The 18,044-nt window shown below is 74.1% G+C and carries 16 protein-coding genes; 4 read left to right on the forward strand and 12 right to left on the reverse strand.

The genetic code is table 11. The features are described from left to right. Positions 1-196: 196 nt before the first annotated feature. Both ACH4EB_RS11175 and ACH4EB_RS11180 read left to right on the forward strand, forming a co-directional pair. A complete protein-coding gene (locus tag ACH4EB_RS11175) occupies positions 197-4,069 on the forward strand; it encodes a helix-turn-helix domain-containing protein (protein ID WP_398347144.1) in 3,873 nt (1,290 codons plus the stop codon). A gap of 73 nt (positions 4,070-4,142) precedes the next feature. Beyond that, complete coding sequence (locus tag ACH4EB_RS11180; protein ID WP_398347146.1) at positions 4,143-4,661, forward strand: DinB family protein; 519 nt, start codon at positions 4,143-4,145, stop codon at positions 4,659-4,661. A gap of 26 nt (positions 4,662-4,687) precedes the next feature. On the opposite strand, the gene ACH4EB_RS11185 is transcribed toward ACH4EB_RS11180, so the two are convergent. Further along, on the reverse strand, positions 4,688-5,716 hold the full coding sequence (locus tag ACH4EB_RS11185; RefSeq protein ID WP_398347147.1) for a PP2C family protein-serine/threonine phosphatase: 1,029 nt from the start codon (positions 5,714-5,716) through the stop codon (positions 4,688-4,690). Then, positions 5,688-6,917, reverse strand: coding sequence for an aromatic acid exporter family protein (locus ACH4EB_RS11190; protein ID WP_398347148.1), 1,230 nt, complete (start codon positions 6,915-6,917; stop codon positions 5,688-5,690). The genes ACH4EB_RS11185 and ACH4EB_RS11190 overlap by 29 nt, the downstream gene beginning before the upstream one ends. Positions 6,918-7,216: 299 nt before the next feature. Between ACH4EB_RS11190 and ACH4EB_RS11195 the strand changes: the two genes are divergently transcribed. After that, entirely contained in the window at positions 7,217-7,423 is a 207-nt protein-coding gene (locus ACH4EB_RS11195) for a DUF5133 domain-containing protein (protein ID WP_398347149.1), read from the forward strand. A gap of 130 nt (positions 7,424-7,553) precedes the next feature. On the opposite strand, the gene ACH4EB_RS11200 is transcribed toward ACH4EB_RS11195, so the two are convergent. The 6 genes from ACH4EB_RS11200 to ACH4EB_RS11225 form a co-directional block, all read right to left on the reverse strand. Further along, on the reverse strand, positions 7,554-8,408 hold the full coding sequence (locus ACH4EB_RS11200; RefSeq protein ID WP_398347150.1) for an RNA polymerase sigma factor SigF: 855 nt from the start codon (positions 8,406-8,408) through the stop codon (positions 7,554-7,556). Then, the gene (locus tag ACH4EB_RS11205; protein ID WP_398347151.1) at positions 8,408-8,851 is read right to left on the reverse strand and encodes an ATP-binding protein; all 444 of its coding nucleotides are present in this window, start codon (positions 8,849-8,851) and stop codon (positions 8,408-8,410) included. The genes ACH4EB_RS11200 and ACH4EB_RS11205 overlap by 1 nt, the downstream gene beginning before the upstream one ends. Positions 8,852-9,050: 199 nt before the next feature. Then, on the reverse strand, positions 9,051-10,013 hold the full coding sequence (locus ACH4EB_RS11210; protein ID WP_398347152.1) for an electron transfer flavoprotein subunit alpha/FixB family protein: 963 nt from the start codon (positions 10,011-10,013) through the stop codon (positions 9,051-9,053). Positions 10,014-10,065: 52 nt separating this feature from the next. Further along, positions 10,066-10,854 carry an electron transfer flavoprotein subunit beta/FixA family protein gene (locus ACH4EB_RS11215; RefSeq protein ID WP_398347153.1) on the reverse strand — a complete coding sequence of 263 codons (789 nt, stop codon included), beginning with the start codon at positions 10,852-10,854 and terminating at the stop codon, positions 10,066-10,068. Between the two features lie 252 nt (positions 10,855-11,106). Then, complete coding sequence (locus ACH4EB_RS11220; RefSeq protein ID WP_398347604.1) at positions 11,107-11,631, reverse strand: flavin reductase family protein; 525 nt, start codon at positions 11,629-11,631, stop codon at positions 11,107-11,109. Positions 11,632-11,841: 210 nt separating this feature from the next. After that, entirely contained in the window at positions 11,842-12,174 is a 333-nt protein-coding gene (locus ACH4EB_RS11225) for a thioredoxin family protein (RefSeq protein WP_398347154.1), read from the reverse strand. A 331-nt stretch (positions 12,175-12,505) separates the two neighbouring features. Here ACH4EB_RS11225 and ACH4EB_RS11230 point away from each other — a divergent pair, with 331 nt between their 5' ends. Further along, positions 12,506-13,219 carry a lysophospholipid acyltransferase family protein gene (locus ACH4EB_RS11230; RefSeq protein ID WP_398347155.1) on the forward strand — a complete coding sequence of 238 codons (714 nt, stop codon included), beginning with the start codon at positions 12,506-12,508 and terminating at the stop codon, positions 13,217-13,219. A gap of 31 nt (positions 13,220-13,250) precedes the next feature. On the opposite strand, the gene ACH4EB_RS11235 is transcribed toward ACH4EB_RS11230, so the two are convergent. From ACH4EB_RS11235 to ACH4EB_RS11250, 4 genes are all read right to left on the reverse strand, one after another. Beyond that, positions 13,251-13,856 carry a transglutaminase family protein gene (locus ACH4EB_RS11235; protein WP_398347156.1) on the reverse strand — a complete coding sequence of 202 codons (606 nt, stop codon included), beginning with the start codon at positions 13,854-13,856 and terminating at the stop codon, positions 13,251-13,253. Between the two features lie 93 nt (positions 13,857-13,949). Further along, positions 13,950-15,038 carry a threonine aldolase family protein gene (locus ACH4EB_RS11240; RefSeq protein ID WP_398347157.1) on the reverse strand — a complete coding sequence of 363 codons (1,089 nt, stop codon included), beginning with the start codon at positions 15,036-15,038 and terminating at the stop codon, positions 13,950-13,952. After that, entirely contained in the window at positions 15,017-15,778 is a 762-nt protein-coding gene (locus ACH4EB_RS11245; RefSeq protein WP_398347159.1) for an SDR family NAD(P)-dependent oxidoreductase, read from the reverse strand. Before ACH4EB_RS11245 ends, ACH4EB_RS11240 begins: the two co-directional genes overlap by 22 nt. 47 nt (positions 15,779-15,825) lie before the next feature. Further along, a complete protein-coding gene (locus ACH4EB_RS11250) occupies positions 15,826-17,223 on the reverse strand; it encodes a DUF6421 family protein (protein WP_398347161.1) in 1,398 nt (465 codons plus the stop codon). Positions 17,224-18,044: the final 821 nt, after the last annotated feature.

The raw sequence follows: 18,044 nt of genomic DNA on the forward strand, positions 1-18,044 counted from the left end.
GTTGTACGGAATCAACAATCCGTAGAGCGAAGCTATCCGGGCCGAGTTCGCAGGTCAACACCCCCCGGGGCCGGATCGGCAGGGCGGCCGCATGGGGAGCGTTCCCCACGGCGTGCGCCGCGCGCCCGCGCGCCGGACACCCCGTTTCACCCCTTTCGGTGGTTCTCCCGCCTTCACCGGTGGGACCGGAACGCCCGTGCGTAGCATCACCGGCGCGGTGCGGGCGGCCCGGCCGCCCGCACGAGGCGTGGGGGACTGTATGCCGGAGGAGTTCGGGGACGCGCTGCGGCGGCTGCGGCGGGAGAAGGAGGTCTCCCTCCGGACCCTGGCGCAGTTGGTGCACTACAGCAAGGGCTATCTCAGCAAGATCGAGAACGGCGAGAAGCCGCCGACCGGGGACGTCGCCCGCCGCTGCGACGCCGCCCTGGCCGCGGACGGCGCGCTCACCCGGCTGCTGTCCGCCCGTACGCCCGGGGACCGCTGCCCGTACCCGGGCCTGGCCGCCTACACCACCGAGGACGCCCCCTGGTTCTTCGGCCGGGAACGGGCCACCGCCGCGCTGGTCGGCCGCCTCGCCGAACGCCTGGCGGCCGCGGGCCCGTTGATCGTCGCGGCCCCGTCCGGCGCCGGCAAGTCCTCGCTGCTCCGGGCCGGCCTGCTGCCCGCCCTGCGCGCCGGCGCGCTGCCCGGCTCCCGGGACTGGGCGGTGCGCGTCCTGACGCCCGGCGCGCGTCCGCTCACCGAACTGGCCACGGCGCTGGCGGGGCCGGCGGCGGCACCCTCCGGACCGGCGGATCCCGCCACGGCCGACACCGCGGCCGCCGCCGAGGAACTGGCCGACGCGCCCGAACGGTGTCCCGCCGCCGTCCGCGCCGCCCTCGGCACCAGCCCGCGCCTGGTCCTCGTCGTCGACCAGTTCGAGGAGGTCTTCACCGTCTGCGAGGACCCCCGGGAGCGGCGGGCGTTCGTGGCGGCGCTGTGCGCGGCCGCCCGGGAGGCCCCGTGCGCCGTGGTCCTGTGCGTGCGCGCCGACTTCTACGGCGCGTGCCTGGACCACCCCCCGCTCGCCCCGGCCCTGTCCGCCGGGATCTTCGCGCTGCGGCCCATGTCCGTACCCGAGGTGCGGGCGGCGATCACCCGGCCCGCGCGGGAGGCCGGACTGGAGCTGGAGCCGGGCCTCGAAGAGCTGCTCCTGTCCGACCTGGGCATCCACGAGGACGACGGTCCGGTGGCCGGCGGGGCGCTGCCCCTGCTGGCCCACGCCCTGCTCGCCACCTGGCAGCAGCGCACCGGCCGCACCCTCACCGTCGCCGGGTACCGCCTCACCGGCGGCCTGCACGGCGCGGTCGCCACCACCGCCGAGCGGGTGCACGCCACACTGGACCCGGCCGAGCGGCGGGCGGCGCGGCAGGTGCTGCTGCGGCTGGTGCAGGTCGGCGAGATCGCGGGCGAGACGCGCCGCCGCGTCCCGCGCGAACGCCTGCTGGAACACCTGCCGGACCCGGAGAAGACCACCGCCGTCATCGGCGTCTTCGTGCGCGCCCGCCTGCTGACCCTGGACGCGGACACCGTGGAGATCACCCATGAGGCGCTGCTGCGGGCCTGGCCGCGACTGCGCGGCTGGATCCGGGCCGACCGGGCGGGGCTCGTCGTCCACCAGCGGCTCTCGGAGGCGGCCGGGGCGTGGAAGCGGGAGGGCCGGGAGGCGGCGGGGCTGTACCGGGGCACGCGGCTGGCGGTGGCCCGCGAATGGGCCGGACAGCAGGGGGAGGACGCCGGGCTCAGCCCGCTGGAGGAGGAGTTCCTGCACGCGTCGCTGACGCGCGAGGCGGCCGCGGCCCGCGCCGAGCGCCGCCGGGTGCGCCGCCGCCGCAGGCTCGCGGGCACCCTGGCCGTGCTGCTCGTCCTGGCCGTGTGCGCGGGCGTGCTGGCGGTCCAGCAGTGGCGTGCGGCGGAGTCCGGCCGCCTCGACGCGTACGCCGGCGAACTGGCCGCCCGCTCGGGCCAGGTGGCCGCCGGACAGCCCGAGGCGGCCATACTGCTCGCCGCCGAGGCGTACCGGCTCCGCCCGTCCCCCGCCTCCCGCAGCGCCCTGCTCAGCACCCAGGCGCGGCCGTTCGCCGGTCGCCTGACGGGCCATCAGGGCCCGGTCAACGCCGCCGCGTTCAGCCCGGACGGGCGGCTGCTGGCCGGCGGTTCCTCGGACGGCACGGTACGCCTCTGGGACCCGCACGCCCGCCGCCCACTGGGCCCCGCGATCCGGGCGGGCGGGGCGCGGATCCGCGGTGTGGCCTTCAGCCCGGACGGCCGGCTGCTCGCGGCGGGCGCCTCGGACGGCTCGGTACGGGTACGGGGCGCCGGCCACCGGGCCCCGGTCACCACCGTGCCCGGTGCGGGGCCGGGTGGGGAGGTGGCCTTCGCGCCGGCCGGTTCGGGCGTACGGACGGGCCCGGCGGGCGCGGCCCGTGGACAGCTCCTCGCCGCCACCGGCCCCGGCGGCAGCGTGACCCTGTGGGACGCGCCCGGGATGCGGCGGGCGGCCCGCCTGCCCGGCCGGGGAGGCGGCGCGAGCGGCAAGGTGGCGTTCAGCCCGGACGGCCGCCTGCTGGCCCGCGGCGACGGCAACGGCCGGGTCCGGGTGTGGCGGCTGCCGCCGTCCCTGACCGCGGCCGCGCCCGGCAGTGCCCTGTCCGACGCCGACCGCCCCGCCTCCCCCACCGTCCTGGCCGACCGCTCCGGGCACGGCACCGGGGTCGTGGCCGTGGCCTTCAGCCCGGACAGCGCGACACTGGCCGTCGGCGGCACGGACCGCACGGTGACGCTGTACGACACCCGCGGCATGACCGTCACGGGACGGCTCACCGGCCACAACGACGACGTCAACGCGCTGGCGTTCAGCCCCGACGGCGACACCCTCGCGTCCGCCTCCGGCGACGGCTCGGCGCGCCTGTGGGAGGTCGCCACCCGCCGTACCGTCGCCGCCTTCACCGGGCACAGCGACTATGTGCTCGCCGTCGCCTTCTCCCCCGACGGCCGTACGGTGGCCACCGGAAGCTTCGACCGGACCCTCACCCTGTGGGACCCGTCCGGCGCGGCGCTGACCGCCCGCCCGGTGTCCGGCCGGTCCGCCGTCGCCTTCGCACCCGGCGGGCGGCGGCTGGCCGCCGCGAGTACGGACGGCTCGGTCCAGCGGTGGGACGTACGGTCCCGCGCCCAGCTCGGGCCGCCGCTGCGCGGCCACCACGGCCCCGTGCGGGGGCTGGCCTACAGCCGCGACGGCCGCACCTTCGCCACGGCCGGCGCCGACGGGACCGTACGGCTGTGGGACGCGGCGACCGGCGCCCGCGAGCGCGTCCTGACCGGGGCGCGGGGGGCGGTGTTCGCGGTCGCGTTCGCGCCCGGCGGGCGGCGGCTGGCGGGGGCGAGCGAAGACGGCACGGTACGGCTCTGGGACCTCGCGGGCGGCGGCTCGGCCGTCCTGACCGAGCACGACGACTTCGTCAACGGCGTGGCGTTCAGCCCCGACGGGCGGCTGCTGGCCAGCGCGAGCGACGACTGCACGGTCCGGCTGTGGGACGCCGCCACCCGCCGCCCGGTCGCCGTCCTGCGCGGGCACACGGGCGCGGTGTGGGCGGTGGCCTTCAGCGCGGACGGGCGGCTGCTCGCCTCGGCGGGCAACGACCGGACGGTGCGCCTGTGGGACCTCCGGCGGCACCGCGCCGCCGGTGTGCTGCGCGGCCACACGGGGTCGGTGCGCGGCATCGCCTTCGCCCCGCGCGGGCGGCAGTTGGCCACGGCCGGCTTCGACAGCACCGTACGCCTGTGGGACACGGCCGCCCGTACGCAGGTCGCGACGCTCACCGGGCACACCGACGTGGTGTGGTCGGTGTCCTACGCGCCGGACGGCAGGACGCTCGCGAGCACCGGCGCGGACGGCTCCGTACGCCTGTGGGACCTGGACGCGCGCCGGGTGGCCGGGCGCGTCTGCCCCCTGGTCGGCCGGACCGGGCCCGCGCGCTGGCACGAGCTGCTGCCCGATGTCCCCTACGACCCGCTCTGCGACCACTGACACCGGGATGTCCCGGGCGTGCGGCGGTTTTAATCCGTGGCGCTCCCGATCATGCCGGGTGACACTCTCCCGCATGACATGGATCGCACCCGAGGTGGACCGCCGTACCGCGCCGTACGTGGCGGACGAACGCACGATGCTGCAAGGCTGGCTGGACCGGCACCGCGACACCTTGCTGGCCAAGTGCGCCGGGCTCACCCCCGAGCAGCTCGCGCGGGCCGGCGCGGAACCGTCGAACCTGACGCTGCTCGGCCTGGTCCGGCACATGGCGGACGTGGAGCGCTCCTGGTTCCGGCAGCGCGTCGCGGGCCAGCGGATCGGGAGCCTCTACTTCACCGAGGAGCAGCCGGACGCGGACTTCGAGGCGCTCGACACCGCCGGCGCCGAGGAGGCGCTGGCGGCGCTGCGCGCCGAGTGCGCCGCCGCCGACCGGGCCGTGGCGCACCGCGGCCTGGACGACACGTTCACGATGGCGGACGGCCGGACCATCAGCCTCCGGTGGGTGTACGTCCACATGATCGAGGAGTACGCGCGGCACAACGGGCACGCCGATCTGCTGCGGGAGCGGATCGACGGGAGGACGGGCGAGTAGGCGGCCGGCCCGGGCAGGACGGCGGGTCAGCCGGCGGCGGGCCGCTCACCCTCCGGGGCGCGGTCGACGACGAGCAGCGCGGCGTCGTCCCCCAGCTCCCCGCCCGTGTGCCGGACCAGGTCCGCGCGGAGCCCGTCCACCAGGTCGTCCAGCGGCGCGGCGGCCCGTTCGCCGACCCGCTCGGCGAACGGCGGAAAGCGCCCCGCCGCGTCCCGCGCCTCGGTGAAGCCGTCGGTGAGCAGCACCAGCCGCTCCCCCGCCCGGAACGGCAGCGTCTGGACCGTGTGCCCGGCCCCCACCAGATCGGCCATGCCGATGGGGGCGCCGGGCCGCTCCGGCGGGCAGGCGAGGACCCGTCCACCGGAGACCAGCAGCGGTTCGGGATGCCCGCAGTGGACCACCCGGGCCACCGGCTCGGCGGGGATCTCCACCAGCAGGGCGGTGGCGAACCGTTCGGGCGTCTCCGCGCCCGGCAGCCGCGCGATGTGCCGCCGCGCGTCGTTCTCCAGCCGCCGGGCCACCTCCGTCAACCGCTCCTCCTCGTACGCCGCTTCGCGGAAGGAGCGCAGCAGCAGTGCCGACGCCTCCACCGCGAGCATCCCCTTGGCCCGCACGTCGCCGATGAGCAGACGGGCGCCGTACGGGCTGCGTACCGCGTCGTAGAGGTCCCCGCCGCTGCGGGGCGCGGTCCGTGCCGGAAGGTAGGTGCCGCGCAGGCGCAGGTCCCCGATCCGGCCGGGGAGCGGCCGCAGCAGGATTCGCTGCGCGGTCGCGGCCGAGGTGTCGGCGCGATCCAGCTCCCGCCGTCGCCGCCGCCGTACCGCGCCGGTGACGAGGGCCGCCGGCCCGGCGGCCAGTACGGCGCACACCGCGGCCTCGGACACCGGCCCGGCCGTGCGCGGCAGGGGGTCCGGCGCGCCGGTCGACACGGTCACGACGGCCAGGACGAACAGGGCGAAGGCGAGGACGAACAGCGCGCGCGGCAGCAGTGCCGCGAACCGGCGCCGCGCGGTCCCGGCGGGGTGCTCAGCGCGGTTCGGTGACTGCTGGCGCATGGGCGTCTTCCCTGGCGGCGATGGTGGGTCCGGTGGCGGCGGTACGGCTGCGCGCGGGGCGCGCCGTGCGGGGCCGCCCGCCCGCCACGTCGTGCAGGGCCTGGTCGAGGAGGATCAGGAGGCGGCACTCGGCCACCCGGGCGTCCAGGCTGTCGTGCCGGTCGCCGCACCGTTCGGCCAGCTCCCGCCACACCCGGCGGGTCGCGGGCAGGACGGGGTGCGGGCTGCCGCCGCGGCAGCCGCGGACGCACAGCGCCAGGCAGGTCAGCAGCCGGGCGCAGCCGGCCCGGAACTCCCGGTCCCAGGCGTCCGTCCGCGCCGCTCCGCCCGCGCCGTCCGGTGCCCCGGCGGGGCGTTCCGCGGCGAGGTCGTCGAGCGCCGCGACGACCGCTTCCGCGTCGTGCGCCACCCGCTCCAGGCTGTCCAGGATCTGGCGGTCCAGGTGCCAGACGGTGTTCCGGTTCCGGGCACGCACGTTCCAGCGCAGGCTCTCGTGTGCCTGGCCGAGGGCGCTGCGGGCCCGGGCGGCGGTGTCCGTCACACGGGCTCGCCACCGCGGGTCGAGGACGTCGTCGGGGTGGCGTGCCGCGCGTACCGCGGCGGCCGCGCCGTCCAGGACACCGGCCAGGTCGTCCCGCAGGCGGTCAAGGGCAACCTCCGCGGCGCGCAGCCGCAGCGGCGGGGGCAGCAGGGCGTTGAAGAGGACCGCGACGGCGATGCCCACCCCGATCTCCAGCAGATGCGGCAGGATCTGTCCCGCGTGGCTCGGTCCGAGCAGGAGGACGAACACCGCGGTGATCGGTACGTGCAGTCCGTGCGCGCCGAACCGTTGGTGGCCGGCGGCCAGCAGGGACAGCAGCAGGACGGCGCTCATGCTCAGCCAGGTCGGCCCGACGAGGACCGCCGCGGGCAGTGCGATCAGGGCGCCGAGCGTGCACCCGGCCGCGTACTGGAGCCCCGCCGTGCACGAGCGGAACACCGTCGGGTGGACGACCAGCAGCGCGGCGACGACCGCCGGTCCGGGCTGCGGCGCCTCCCATACGCTGCGGCACAGTTGCCAGGCCAGGGCCGCCGCCACGCCGGCCCGTACGGCGACCAGCCACCGGACGGCCCAGGGCCCGTCGCGGATTCGCGCCAGCCCCACGACCGCGTGCGCGGCACGCGTCCGGCGCCCGGGCGGCGCTGCGCGTTCCTCCCACATGTGCACCCCTTCCCTCCGCGCTCCGGCATCGTCCTCGGCGGCCTTCGGTGCCGGCCGCCAAAACCTTGTCTTCTCCGGTACGGCCGCCGGGTATGCGGGCCTTGGCGGCAAAATGTGGATATCGCGAAAAATAGGGCCGCCGGACTGCGCCGGGCGGCAGGAAGTCCCGTCCGTCCGGGACGAAAGTCCCGGCGCTCACCCCGCCCACGGGGCACCGGGAAAGCAGCAGGCCGGTGAAGCGGCATTCCACGGCGGCGACCTCCGATTCCCCCCTCCCACCGCGCATAAATGGACGGATCATGCGACTGATCGATTACCAGGTGCTGCGGGGCCTGGTCCACGAACACCAGCGCCTCCCCCAGGACGGCGGCCCCGTATCCGTACGCCTCGGCGACGTGTCGTACACCCTGGGCGTCCACACCGGCCACCGGGACCCCGCGGCCGCCCTCCGCGAAGCCCGCCGTCTGCTGCGTGCCCACGACTCCGCGTACCGTCGGGCGGCCTGAGGACGCGCGTCGGCCCGCCTCCTGCCGTGGCACAGGAGGCGGGCCGATGGGCGGGCCGGGCCCCGGCCGCTGCCCCGCGATTCCCCCTCAATTCACCATTCCTCGGTTTCTTCCCCTCGGCCCGGCTCCCTCAGTTCGTCTCCAGCATCTTCTCGCGCAGGCCCGCGAGAATGCGGGTCAGGAGCCGGGACACCTGCATCTGGGAGATGCCGAGGATTTTGCCGATCTCCGTCTGGCTGAGTTCGGCGCCGAACCGCAGACGCAGAATCCGCCGGTCCCGCTCCTCCAGATTCTCCAGCAGTGGTTTGAGCGCCTGCACGTTCTCCGCCTTTTCCAGGCCGGGGTCCTCGCTCCCCAGATAGGCGGCGAGCATGCCGCCCGCGGAATGCGCGTCGGCGTCCTCCGGCGGGGCGTCGAGGGAATCGGCGGAGTACCCGTTTCCGGCGTACAGCCCCTCGATGACGTCTTCCTGGTCCATGTCCAGATGCTGGGCCAGTTCCGCGGTGGTGGGCGCGCGGTTGAGTTCGTGCGCGAGTTTCTCCCGCGCCCTGGCCAGGTCGATACGGAGTTCCTGGAGCCGGCGCGGCACGTGGACCGCCCAGCTCGTGTCACGGAAGTACCGTTTGATCTCCCCGACGATGTACGGCACGGCGAAGGCGCTGAACGGCGTTCCGCGCGCGAGGTCGAACCGGTCGATCGCCTTGATCAGCCCGATGGTGCCCACCTGGACCATGTCCTCGGTCTCCTCGGCACGGCTGCGGAACCTGCGCACCGCGTAGTGCACCAGGGACAGGTTCATCTCGATCAGGCAGTCGCGGGCGTACCGGTGGGCGGGATCGTCCTCGGGCAGCCCGGCCAGCCGCTCGAAGAAGAGCCGGGACATCTCGCGGGCGTCCTGCGGGGTGACGGCCCCGGCGTCCGCCGGCCGGGGCAGCCCGGCCGGTCCGGTCGCGGGTCTCTCCCGTACGGATGCGAGGTCGGCCATCAGGCGGCCACCTGCCCGTCGGCGGCGGCCGAGCGCGGGTGGCGCACGCGGAACCACACCCACTTCCCGGAGCGGGTCCGGTCGAAGCCCCAGCCGTCCGCGAGCGCCCCCAGGACCTCCAGTCCCCGGCCGTCCTCGGACAGCGTCCCGTCCTCGGCGCCGGTGGTCATCGGCACCGTGCGGGCCGTGTCCCGGACCGCCGCGAAGAGGCTGCCGTCCTCCTCCCCGATCAGCATCAGCGGGATGTCGGGCGCGGTGGAGTGCCGTACGGCGTTGGCCACCACCTCGGACAGGCAGGTCTGCCCGTCGCCGAGCACGTAGCGGTCGGGGTCCAGGACGGCGCGGACCGATTCCCGGGCCAGGCGGGGCGCCCGGAGGCTGGTCGGCAGGCGCATCCGCAGAGCGCGGACGCGGGCGTCGGGCGGGGCTTGGGGCAGGGGCATGGCGGGGTCTTCCCTTCGGTTCCGCGGTCGGGTGCCGGCACCCTCGGTGTTGCCCGCCGGGCCGCCCGGAACCCGGGCCTTGGGTCCCCGCGTGCGGGACGTAGGCCCCGGCCCCGGAACAGGCCCAGGGCCCGTACGCGGATGCGTACGGGCCCTGGGCTCGTCACTGGCGCGGCACGGTCCCGCCGTGCCCGGCGGGTCAGCCCTTGCGGGCCTTGACCTCGTCGGTGAGGGCCGGGACGATCTCGAACAGGTCGCCGACCACGCCGTAGTCGACCAGGTCGAAGATCGGCGCCTCGGCGTCCTTGTTGATGGCGACGATCGTCTTGGAGGTCTGCATGCCGGCGCGGTGCTGGATCGCGCCGGAGATGCCCGCCGCGATGTAGAGCTGCGGCGAGACGGACTTGCCGGTCTGGCCGACCTGGTTGGTGTGCGGGTACCAGCCCGCATCCACCGCGGCGCGCGAGGCGCCGACGGCCGCGCCGAGCGAGTCGGCGAGCGCCTCGATGACCGGGAAGTTCTCGGCGCCGTTGACGCCGCGGCCGCCGGAGACCACGATCGCGGCCTCGGTCAGGTCCGGACGGCCGGTGGACTCGCGCGGGGTGCGCGAGACGACCTTGGTGCCCTTGGAGGCGTCGGCGACGGTCACCGCGAGCTGCTCGACCGTACCGGCGGCCGGCGCGGCCTCCGGGGCGGCGGAGTTGGGCTTGACGGTGATGACCGGGGTGCCCTTGGTGATGCGGGACTTGGTGGTGTACGAGGCCGCGAAGACGGACTGCGTGGCCACCGGGCCCTCGTCGCCGGCCTCCAGGTCGACGGCGTCGGTGATGATGCCGGAGCCGATGCGGACCGCGAGGCGGGCGCCGATCTCCTTGCCCTCGGTGGAGGACGGCAGCAGCACGGCGGACGGGGAGACGGCCTCGTACGCGGCCTGGAGCGCGTCGACCTTCGGAGCGACCAGGTAGTCGGCGAACTCCGGGGCGTCGGCGGTCAGGACCTTGACCGCGCCGTGCTCGGCGAGCGTGGTGGCGGCGGTGTCGGCGCCGGGGCCGAGGTGCACGGCGACCGGCTCGCCGATGCGGCGGGCGAGGGCGAGCAGTTCGAGGGTGGGCTTGCGGACGGCGCCGTCCACGTGGTCGACGTAGACAAGGACTTCAGCCATGGGGATGCTCTCCTGCGGGAAAAGTGAGGGCGGTGGTGAGGGGTGCCGGGGCTCAGATGAACTTCTGGCCCGCGAGGAACTCGGCGAGCTGCTTGCCGCCCTCGCCCTCGTCCTTGACGATCGTGCCCGCGGTACGGGCGGGGCGCTCGGCCGCCTCGTCGACCTTGGTCCAGGCGCCCTCCAGGCCGACCTCGTCCGCCTCGATGTCCAGGGCGTCCAGGTCCAGCGACTCCACCGGCTTCTTCTTGGCGGCCATGATGCCCTTGAAGGACGGGTAACGGGCCTCGCCGGACTGGTCGGTGACCGACACGACGGCCGGCAGCGACGCCTCAAGCTGCTCGGTGGCGGTGTCGCCGTCGCGGCGGCCCTTGACGGTCCCTCCCTCGACGGAGACCTCGGAGAGCTGGGTCACCTGCGGCACGCCCAGGCGCTCGGCGAGCAGCGCGGGCAGCACGCCCATGGTGCCGTCGGTGGAGGCCATGCCGCAGACGACCAGGTCGTAGCCGGTCTTCTCGATGGCCTTGGCGAGCACGAGGGAGGTGCCGAGCGCGTCGGTGCCGTGCAGGTCGTCGTCCTCGACGTGCACGCCCTTGTCGGCGCCCATCGACAGGGCCTTGCGCAGCGCGTCGTTGGCGTCCTCGGGGCCGACGGTCAGGACCGTGATCTCCGCGTCGCCGTCGGCCGCTTCCTTGATCTGCAGGGCTTGCTCGACCGCGTACTCGTCGAGCTCCGAGAGCAGGCCGTCCACGTCGTCACGGTCGACGGTCAGGTCCTCGGCGAAGTGCCGGTCGCCGGTGGCGTCGGGCACGTACTTCACACAGACAACGATCCTCAGGCTCACGCCGGCTCTCCTACCTGCTTCGTCTCTTCCGAACTGCCTTGTGCTGGCAGCATAGGCGCCTGTTGGGGCGGCTTCCGGTCGGACGGGTTCCCCGCGCCGACCGAAATATTACTCGCCAGTACACCCACCCCATTCCCCGGAAGCAAGGCCGTTGAACTGTGACGTTGCCAACGGGCACGGAAGGGGTGAGCGAGACCCGCGCACGGAACCGGTCAGGCGCGCGGAGCGTTGAGACAGCCGCGCGGTGGCGGCTCAGTCGCGCAGGGCGTTGAAGCGGCCCTCGTGGTAGAGGAGCGGGCGGCTGCGGCCCGCCGTACCGGCATAGCCCTCCGGGTCGCCCTCGACGACCTGGCCGAGCACGATCCGGTGGTCGCCGGCCGGCACCCGGGCCACCACCTCGCAGACCAGCCAGGCCAGCACGCCGTCCAGCAGCGGCACCCCGTGCGGGCCGGGGCGCCAGGAGGTCGGCGCGGCGAACCGGTCGGCGCCGCTGCGCGCGAAGGTGGCGGCCAGCTCCTGCTGGTGCTCGCCCAGTATGTGGACGCCGATGTGCCCGGCCTCGGAGACCACGGGCCAACTGGAGGAGCCGGTGCTGATGCCGAAGGACAGCAGCGGCGGATCGGCGGCCACCGAGGTCACGGAGGTGGCGGTGAAGCCGACGGGGCGGGTGCCGGGCGCGGTGACCACGGCAACGCCGGCGGCGTGCTGCCGGAAGACGGAGCGCAGGAGGTCGGGGGTGGCGGAACGGGGCGTACCGAGGCCGGCCGGTGCCGTCATGGAGATGTCCTTCTGCCGTGGTGTGCGGGCCAAAGCGGCGCCGTCGCCGGCGCGGCCGAAGTCGTCGCTGCTCACGCGCCGGGACAGCGCACGCCGACGGTGCGCCGAAGGTCCGCGTACGCGCGTCCGTGAAGGAGGAAGCCTGACCGCATGACGTCACCCTGACGACGCGTGTGCCGGGCAGTCAAGTGACGCCGGGGTTCTGGGAGATCAATCACGGACGGCGTCCCCCAGGGCGGCGATGACATCGGCCTTGCGCGGCTGTCCGGCGGCCCGGCGCACCACCGCGCCGTCCCCGTCGAGCACCAGCACCGTGGGCGTGCGCTCGATCCGGAGCGCCCGCACCAGGTCCAGGTGCGCCTCCGCGTCGATCTCCACGTGTGCCACCCCGGCCACCATGCCCGCCACCTCGGCCAGGGTGCGCCGGGTGGCCCGGCAGGGCTGGCAGAAGGCGCTGGAGAACTGGACGAGCGTGGCCCGCTCTCCCAGTCCGGCGCCCACCTCGGCGGCGCCCAGCCGCGTCCCCACGTCCTGCCCTCGCACCCGTCGCCCTCCCTCGCGGCGGTGCGCGGCGCGCCGGGATGCCCGCTGTCACGGGCGCGGCGGCGCGCACCATCGGTCCTGTCGTCGACGGGTGCAGCGTCCCGGGGACCGCGTTCATTCCCGCCGCGTACGGGCGGCAGGTGTAGCTTCCGGAGCGGGGGGCAACCGCACGGTGTGACCACCACGTGACGAGAATCTCCCGGCGGCGGGGTGCCGTACGGTAGCCCCTGGGCCGCCGATCGGGCACGATCTCCCGAAAGCCGCATACTTACGGCTGCGTAACTTCTTCGCCGGGAGAACCCTCCCCAGGCACAGAAAAGGGGTCCCCGACATGGCAGAGCTCGTCTACCCGCCCGTCATCGGCGCCGCCCGCGCGGCATTCAAGGCGCTCGACCTGAAGTTCGACATCGCCGGGGCCGACCACATCCCCCGGCGCGGCGGCGCGGTGCTGGTGAGCAACCACATCGGATACCTGGACTTCATCTTCTGCGGCCTGGCCGCGCGGCCCGCCAAGCGTCTGGTGCGCTTCATGGCCAAGGAGTCGGTCTTCCGGCACAAGGTGTCGGGTCCGCTGATGCGGGCGATGAAGCACATCCCGGTGGACCGCACACAGGGCGTGCACGCCTACAAGCACGCGCTGAGCGCGCTGCGCGGCGGCGAGATCATCGGAGTCTTCCCGGAGGCGACGATCTCGGAGTCCTTCACGCTGAAGACGTTCAAGTCGGGCGCGGCCCGGCTGGCGCAGGAGGCGGGGGTGCCGCTGCTGCCGATGGCGCTGTGGGGCACCCAGCGGCTGTGGACCAAGGGGCACAAGCGGGACCTGGGCCGCAACCACTTCCCCATCACCATCCGGATCGGTGAGCCGGTCGAGGCCCCGCCGGAGGAGCAGACGGAGAAGATCACCGACCGGCTGCGGTCCCGCGTGCAGGACCTGCTGGAGGCGGCGCAGCGCGCGTACCCGGTCCGCCCCAAGGGCCCGGAAGACACCTGGTGGGTCCCGGCCCACCTCGGCGGCACGGCTCCCGCACCGGGCGCGACCGCCTGAGAGGCGGCTGCCCGGCCGGTGCGCCGCGGGATCATGCCCGCCGGCGCGGTTCGGGCATCTTCAGGGCGGTCGGCAGGAGCTGCCACAGGTGCGTGCGGTCGACGGCCTTCCGGAGGCAGTGCAGCACGGCGGGATGCGGCTCGGCGAAGAGCAACGGATAGTCCACTTCCCCCAGCTCCGGCCGGACGGACCAGGCCAACTGCTCCCGGTCGAGGCGGAACCGCGCGTCGACGCCGGGTTTGTTCCCTCGCGGGTCCTGCCGCGCCCAGCGCCGCTCCCCCGGCAGCTTGAGCGCGATCAGACCGTGCGCGGTGTCCAGCTTCTGGTAGCACAGCGCGGCCGGGATGCCTTCGGCGCGCAGCAGGGCCGTCAGGGCGTGTGCTTTGGCGAAGCAGATGCCGGTGCGCTGCTCCAGGACGTCGGAGGCGCGCCAGGTGACCCGCGGGTCCCCGTGGTCGGCGCTGTGCGGGATCGTGTCGCGGACGTACGTGAACGCCGCCTCGGCGTATGAGTATGCGTCCGGGGCCGTGGAGCGCAGCCGCCGAGCGGCGTCGCGCACGACGGCGTGCTCGTGGTCGATCACGTCATCAGCGGCGAGGTAGGCGGACGTGTCGGGCTCGTACTGGCGCAGCTCCATAGACTGTGAAGATAGTGATGCGCCCGACCGGAAGCAAATGATTTTCCGGTCGGGCGCATAGTCATTCAGCCGAGGGTCGAGGGCGGGGCCGGATCAGCGGCCCATCTCCTCGCGCAGGGCGATCACCAGGCCGTCCACGTCCTCCTCCGTCGTGTCGAAGGAGCACATCCAGCGGACATCGCCCGCCGCCTCGTCCCAGAAGTAGAAGCGGTAGCGCTTCTGGAGACGCTCGGTGACGTCGTGCGGCAGCCGGGCGAAGACGGCGTTGGCCTGGACGGGGTAGAGAATCTCCACGCCGTCGACCTCGCGGACGCCGGCGGCGAGCCGCTGGGCCATGCCGTTGGCGTGCCGGGCGTTGCGCAGCCACAGGTCGCGTGCGAGCAGCGCCTCCAATTGCACGGATATGAAGCGCATCTTGGAAGCGAGCTGCATGGACATCTTGCGTACGTGCTTCATCAGCCGCACCGCGTCCGGGTTGACGACCACCACGGCCTCGCCGAACAGCGCCCCGTTCTTGGTGCCGCCGAAGGAGAGCACGTCCACGCCGACCGCGTTCGTGAACGCCCGCATCGGCACGTCCAGTGACGCCGCCGCGTTGGCGATCCGCGCCCCGTCCAGGTGCACCAGCATGTCGCGCTCGTGGGCGTGCTCGCAGATGGCCCGCACCTCGTCGGGGGTGTAGACCGTGCCCAGCTCGGTGTTCTGGGTGATCGAGACGACCTGCGGCATGGCGCGGTGCTCGTCGTCCCAGCCGTACGCCTCGCGGTCGATCAGCTCGGGGGTGAGCTTGCCGTCCTCGGTCGGTACGGTCAGCAGCTTCAGGCCGGCGACGCGCTCGGGGGCACCGCCCTCGTCCACATGGATGTGCGCGCTGTCGGCGCAGATCACCGCACCCCAGCGGTCGGTCATCGCCTGGAGGGCGACGACGTTGGCGCCGGTGCCGTTGAAGACCGGGAACGCCTCGGCGGTCTGCCCGAAGTGGCTGCGGATGGTCCGCTGCAGGTGCTCGGTGTACTCGTCCTCGCCGTAGGCGACCTGGTGGCCGCCGTTGGCGAGGGCGAGGGCCGCCAGGACCTCCGGGTGGGCGCCCGCGTAGTTGTCACTGGCGAAGCCGCGCACCGTCAGGTCGTGGCGCCGCCGGGCGTCGGTCTGCCGTTCGGTCACGCTTCGGGGGTCAGCCACAGACGCTGTCCATTCACTTCCTGGGCGGGCCGCTGCCAGACGCCGCTGACGGCCTGGGCCAGGTCCTTGACGTCCGTGAAGCCCGCGAACTTGGCATTCGGGCGCTCGGCGCGCATCTGGTCGTTGACGAGCGCCTTGACCACCAGGATGGCAGCCGCCGCCTTCGGGCCTTCCTCGCCCCCGGCCTTGCGGAAGGCGTCGCCGAGGGCCAGCGTCCATGCCTCGGCCGCCGCCTTGGACGCGGCGTACGCGGCGTTCCCGGCGGTCGGCTTGCTCGCGCCCGCCGCGCTGACCAGCAGGAACCGGCCGTTGCCGGACCGCTCCAGCGGGCCTTGGAAGGCGAGCGAGGTGTGCTGGACCGTTCGGATGAGCAGCTTCTCCAGCAGGTCCCAGTCCGCGAGGTCGGTCTCCGCGAAGGACGCGGAGCCGCGCCAGCCGCCGACCAGGTGCACCAGGCCGTCGACGCGGCCGAACTCCTTCTCCGTACGGCCCGCCCAGGCGCGGGTGGCGTCCAGGTCCAGCAGGTCCACGGTGTCGCCGGTGACGGTGGCGCCACCGTGCGCGTACCGCGCGGCGTCCACGGCCTCCGCCAGCCGCGCGGCGTCCGCGTCGGAGGCGACCACGGTCGCCCCCGCCTCGGCGAGCCGCAGCAGCGTCGCGCGCCCCGCGGGGCCCGCCGCCCCGGCCACCGCGATGACCGCGCCTTCCAGTGGTCCCTGGCCGTTCGTCGCAGTACTCATGATCCTCGTCTCCTCGTGCTCCGGCGTGCCGTGTGTACCGCCGGCGCTCACACCGCCGCCAGTACGTCGCTGCCGGCCGTGATGCCCTTGGTGGAGGCAATCACGCCGCGCAGTTTCTTGGCGAGGGCCTCGTAGAACATGCTGAGCGGAAACTCGTCCGGCAGGACGTCGTCGACCAGCTTGCGCGGCGGCTTGTCGAGGTCGAGGGCGTCGGGGCCCTTGGCCCATACGGAGCCGGGGTGCGGGGCGAGGTAGGTCGAGACGAGGTCGTAGGCGGCGAACCAGTGGACCAGCTTGGGGCGGTCGATGCCGTCCCGGTAGAGCTTCTCGATCTCACCGCAGAGCTGGTTGGTGACCCGCGGGGCCCGCTCCCAGTCGATATGGAGGGTGTTGTCCGTCCAGCGTACGACGTCGTGCTGGTGGAGGTAGGCGAACAGGAGCTGGCCGCCGAGGCCGTCGTAGTTGCGCACCCGGTCACCGGTGACCGGGAAGCGGAACATCCGGTCGAAGATGACGGCGTACTGCACGTCGCGGGCCTGGCGGAAGCCTTCGGCCTCCAGCTTGACGGCCTCCTTGAAGGCGGTCAGGTCGCAGCGCAGCTCCTCCAGGCCGTACATCCAGAACGGCTGGCGCTGCTTGATCATGAAGGGGTCGAACGGCAGGTCGCCGTGGCTGTGGGTGCGGTCGTGGACCATGTCCCAGAGCACGAACGCCTGCTGGCAGCGGTCCTGGTCGGCGAGCATCGCGCGGATGTCGTCGGGCAGTTCGACGCCCAGCGTCTCGACGGCGGCCTCGCTGACCCGGCGGAAGCGGGCGGCCTCGCGGTCGCAGAAGATGCCGCCCCAGGTGAAGCGCTCGGGCGCCTCGCGCACGGCGATGGTCTCCGGGAAGAGGACGGCGGAGTGGGTGTCGTAGCCGGCGGTGAAGTCCTCGAAGGTGATGCCGCAGAACAGCGGGTTGTCGTAGCGGGTGCGCTCCAGCTCCGCCAGCCACTCGGGCCAGACCATGCGCAGCACGACCGCCTCGAAGTTGCGGTCCGGGTTGCCGTTCTGTGTGTACATCGGGAAGAGGACCAGGTGCTGGAGGCCGTCGACGCGCCGGCGTGCGGGCTGGAAGGCCAGCAGCGAGTCGAGGAAGTCGGGCACGGCGAAGCCGCCGTCGGCCCAGCGGCGCAGGTCCGCCACGAGCGCCTGGTGGTAGGCGGCGTCGTGCGGGAGCAGCGGCGCCAGCGCCTCGATGGCCGATATGGCGCGCTCGACCTCGCGCCGGACGGTGCCGGCGGCGGGCGCGCCCGCCGCGTCGAAGTCGATCGAGCCGTCCTTGGACTGCCACGGGCGGATGGTCTCGATGGCGTCCTTGAGCACCGGCCAGGCCGGGTGCGCGACCACACGCTCTGCGGTCTCGACGCCCCCTGGGGCACCCACAGGCGAAAGAATTTCCGTCATGACTACCCTCCGGCAGGAGATCCTGTTGTGCGGACACGGTATCCAGGGCTCCTCCGCCACCTCAAGGGCCTCAGAGAAAATTCTTCCGGTAAACCTCCGTGGTCACCAACCTTTTTCCTGCCCACCGAAGAGGAGACGGAAGTTTCTGTCAACCAGGTGGGCGCCTGCCGCGCATCCTCCAGTGCGTACCCCGGAACGGCCGCCTCCTACGGCACAGCACGGCGGCCCGTCGGGCGCCCGGGTGCCGGTGCGCCCGGCGGCGCCCGGGGGCGGCCGGCGGGCCCCGGCGGGCGGGCGGTTCCGGCCGATTCCCGGCCGTCCGTCGAGCCGCTCCGGTACGACCCCGTCACGTACGGCTCCCGGTGCGCGGCCGGCGGCCGGGCCCGCCAACTGGGCCGGAAGGACGTCCGGCCGCCCGGTGCCGCCTCCGCCGCCCGCATGTACCGCTTGACCGGTTCCTGTCACTACGGCCCGCCACACGGGCCGTCCGGCCACCGCGCACCCGCCTCCCGGCCCGTCGCGTCAGCGCATGGAGGACTCGCCCACGCACGGGTGAGCCGCATTCCGGACGGACGCCCCGGACGGAGGGGGCGCGGCACCCCGACGCGCGCCCCCTGCCGGGGAACCGGCCGCCACGAGCACCCGGAACACCCCGGAATCCAAGGGTCCGGCGGGCGCGGCCACGGACCTGACAAGTCCCCGTTCCGGCCACGTCGGAGCGCTGTCCGACATCGGTTCCGGCGTTCCGGGCGCCCGTTAGGCTGTGCGCCGTTTCGAGAGAGCAGCCGGTGGGCCCGTACTCGGCACAGGACCGGCAGCCG

The sequence above is a fragment of the Streptomyces sp. NPDC018045 genome, assembly GCF_044327445.1.
Classification (GTDB): Bacteria; Actinomycetota; Actinomycetes; order Streptomycetales; family Streptomycetaceae; genus Streptomyces.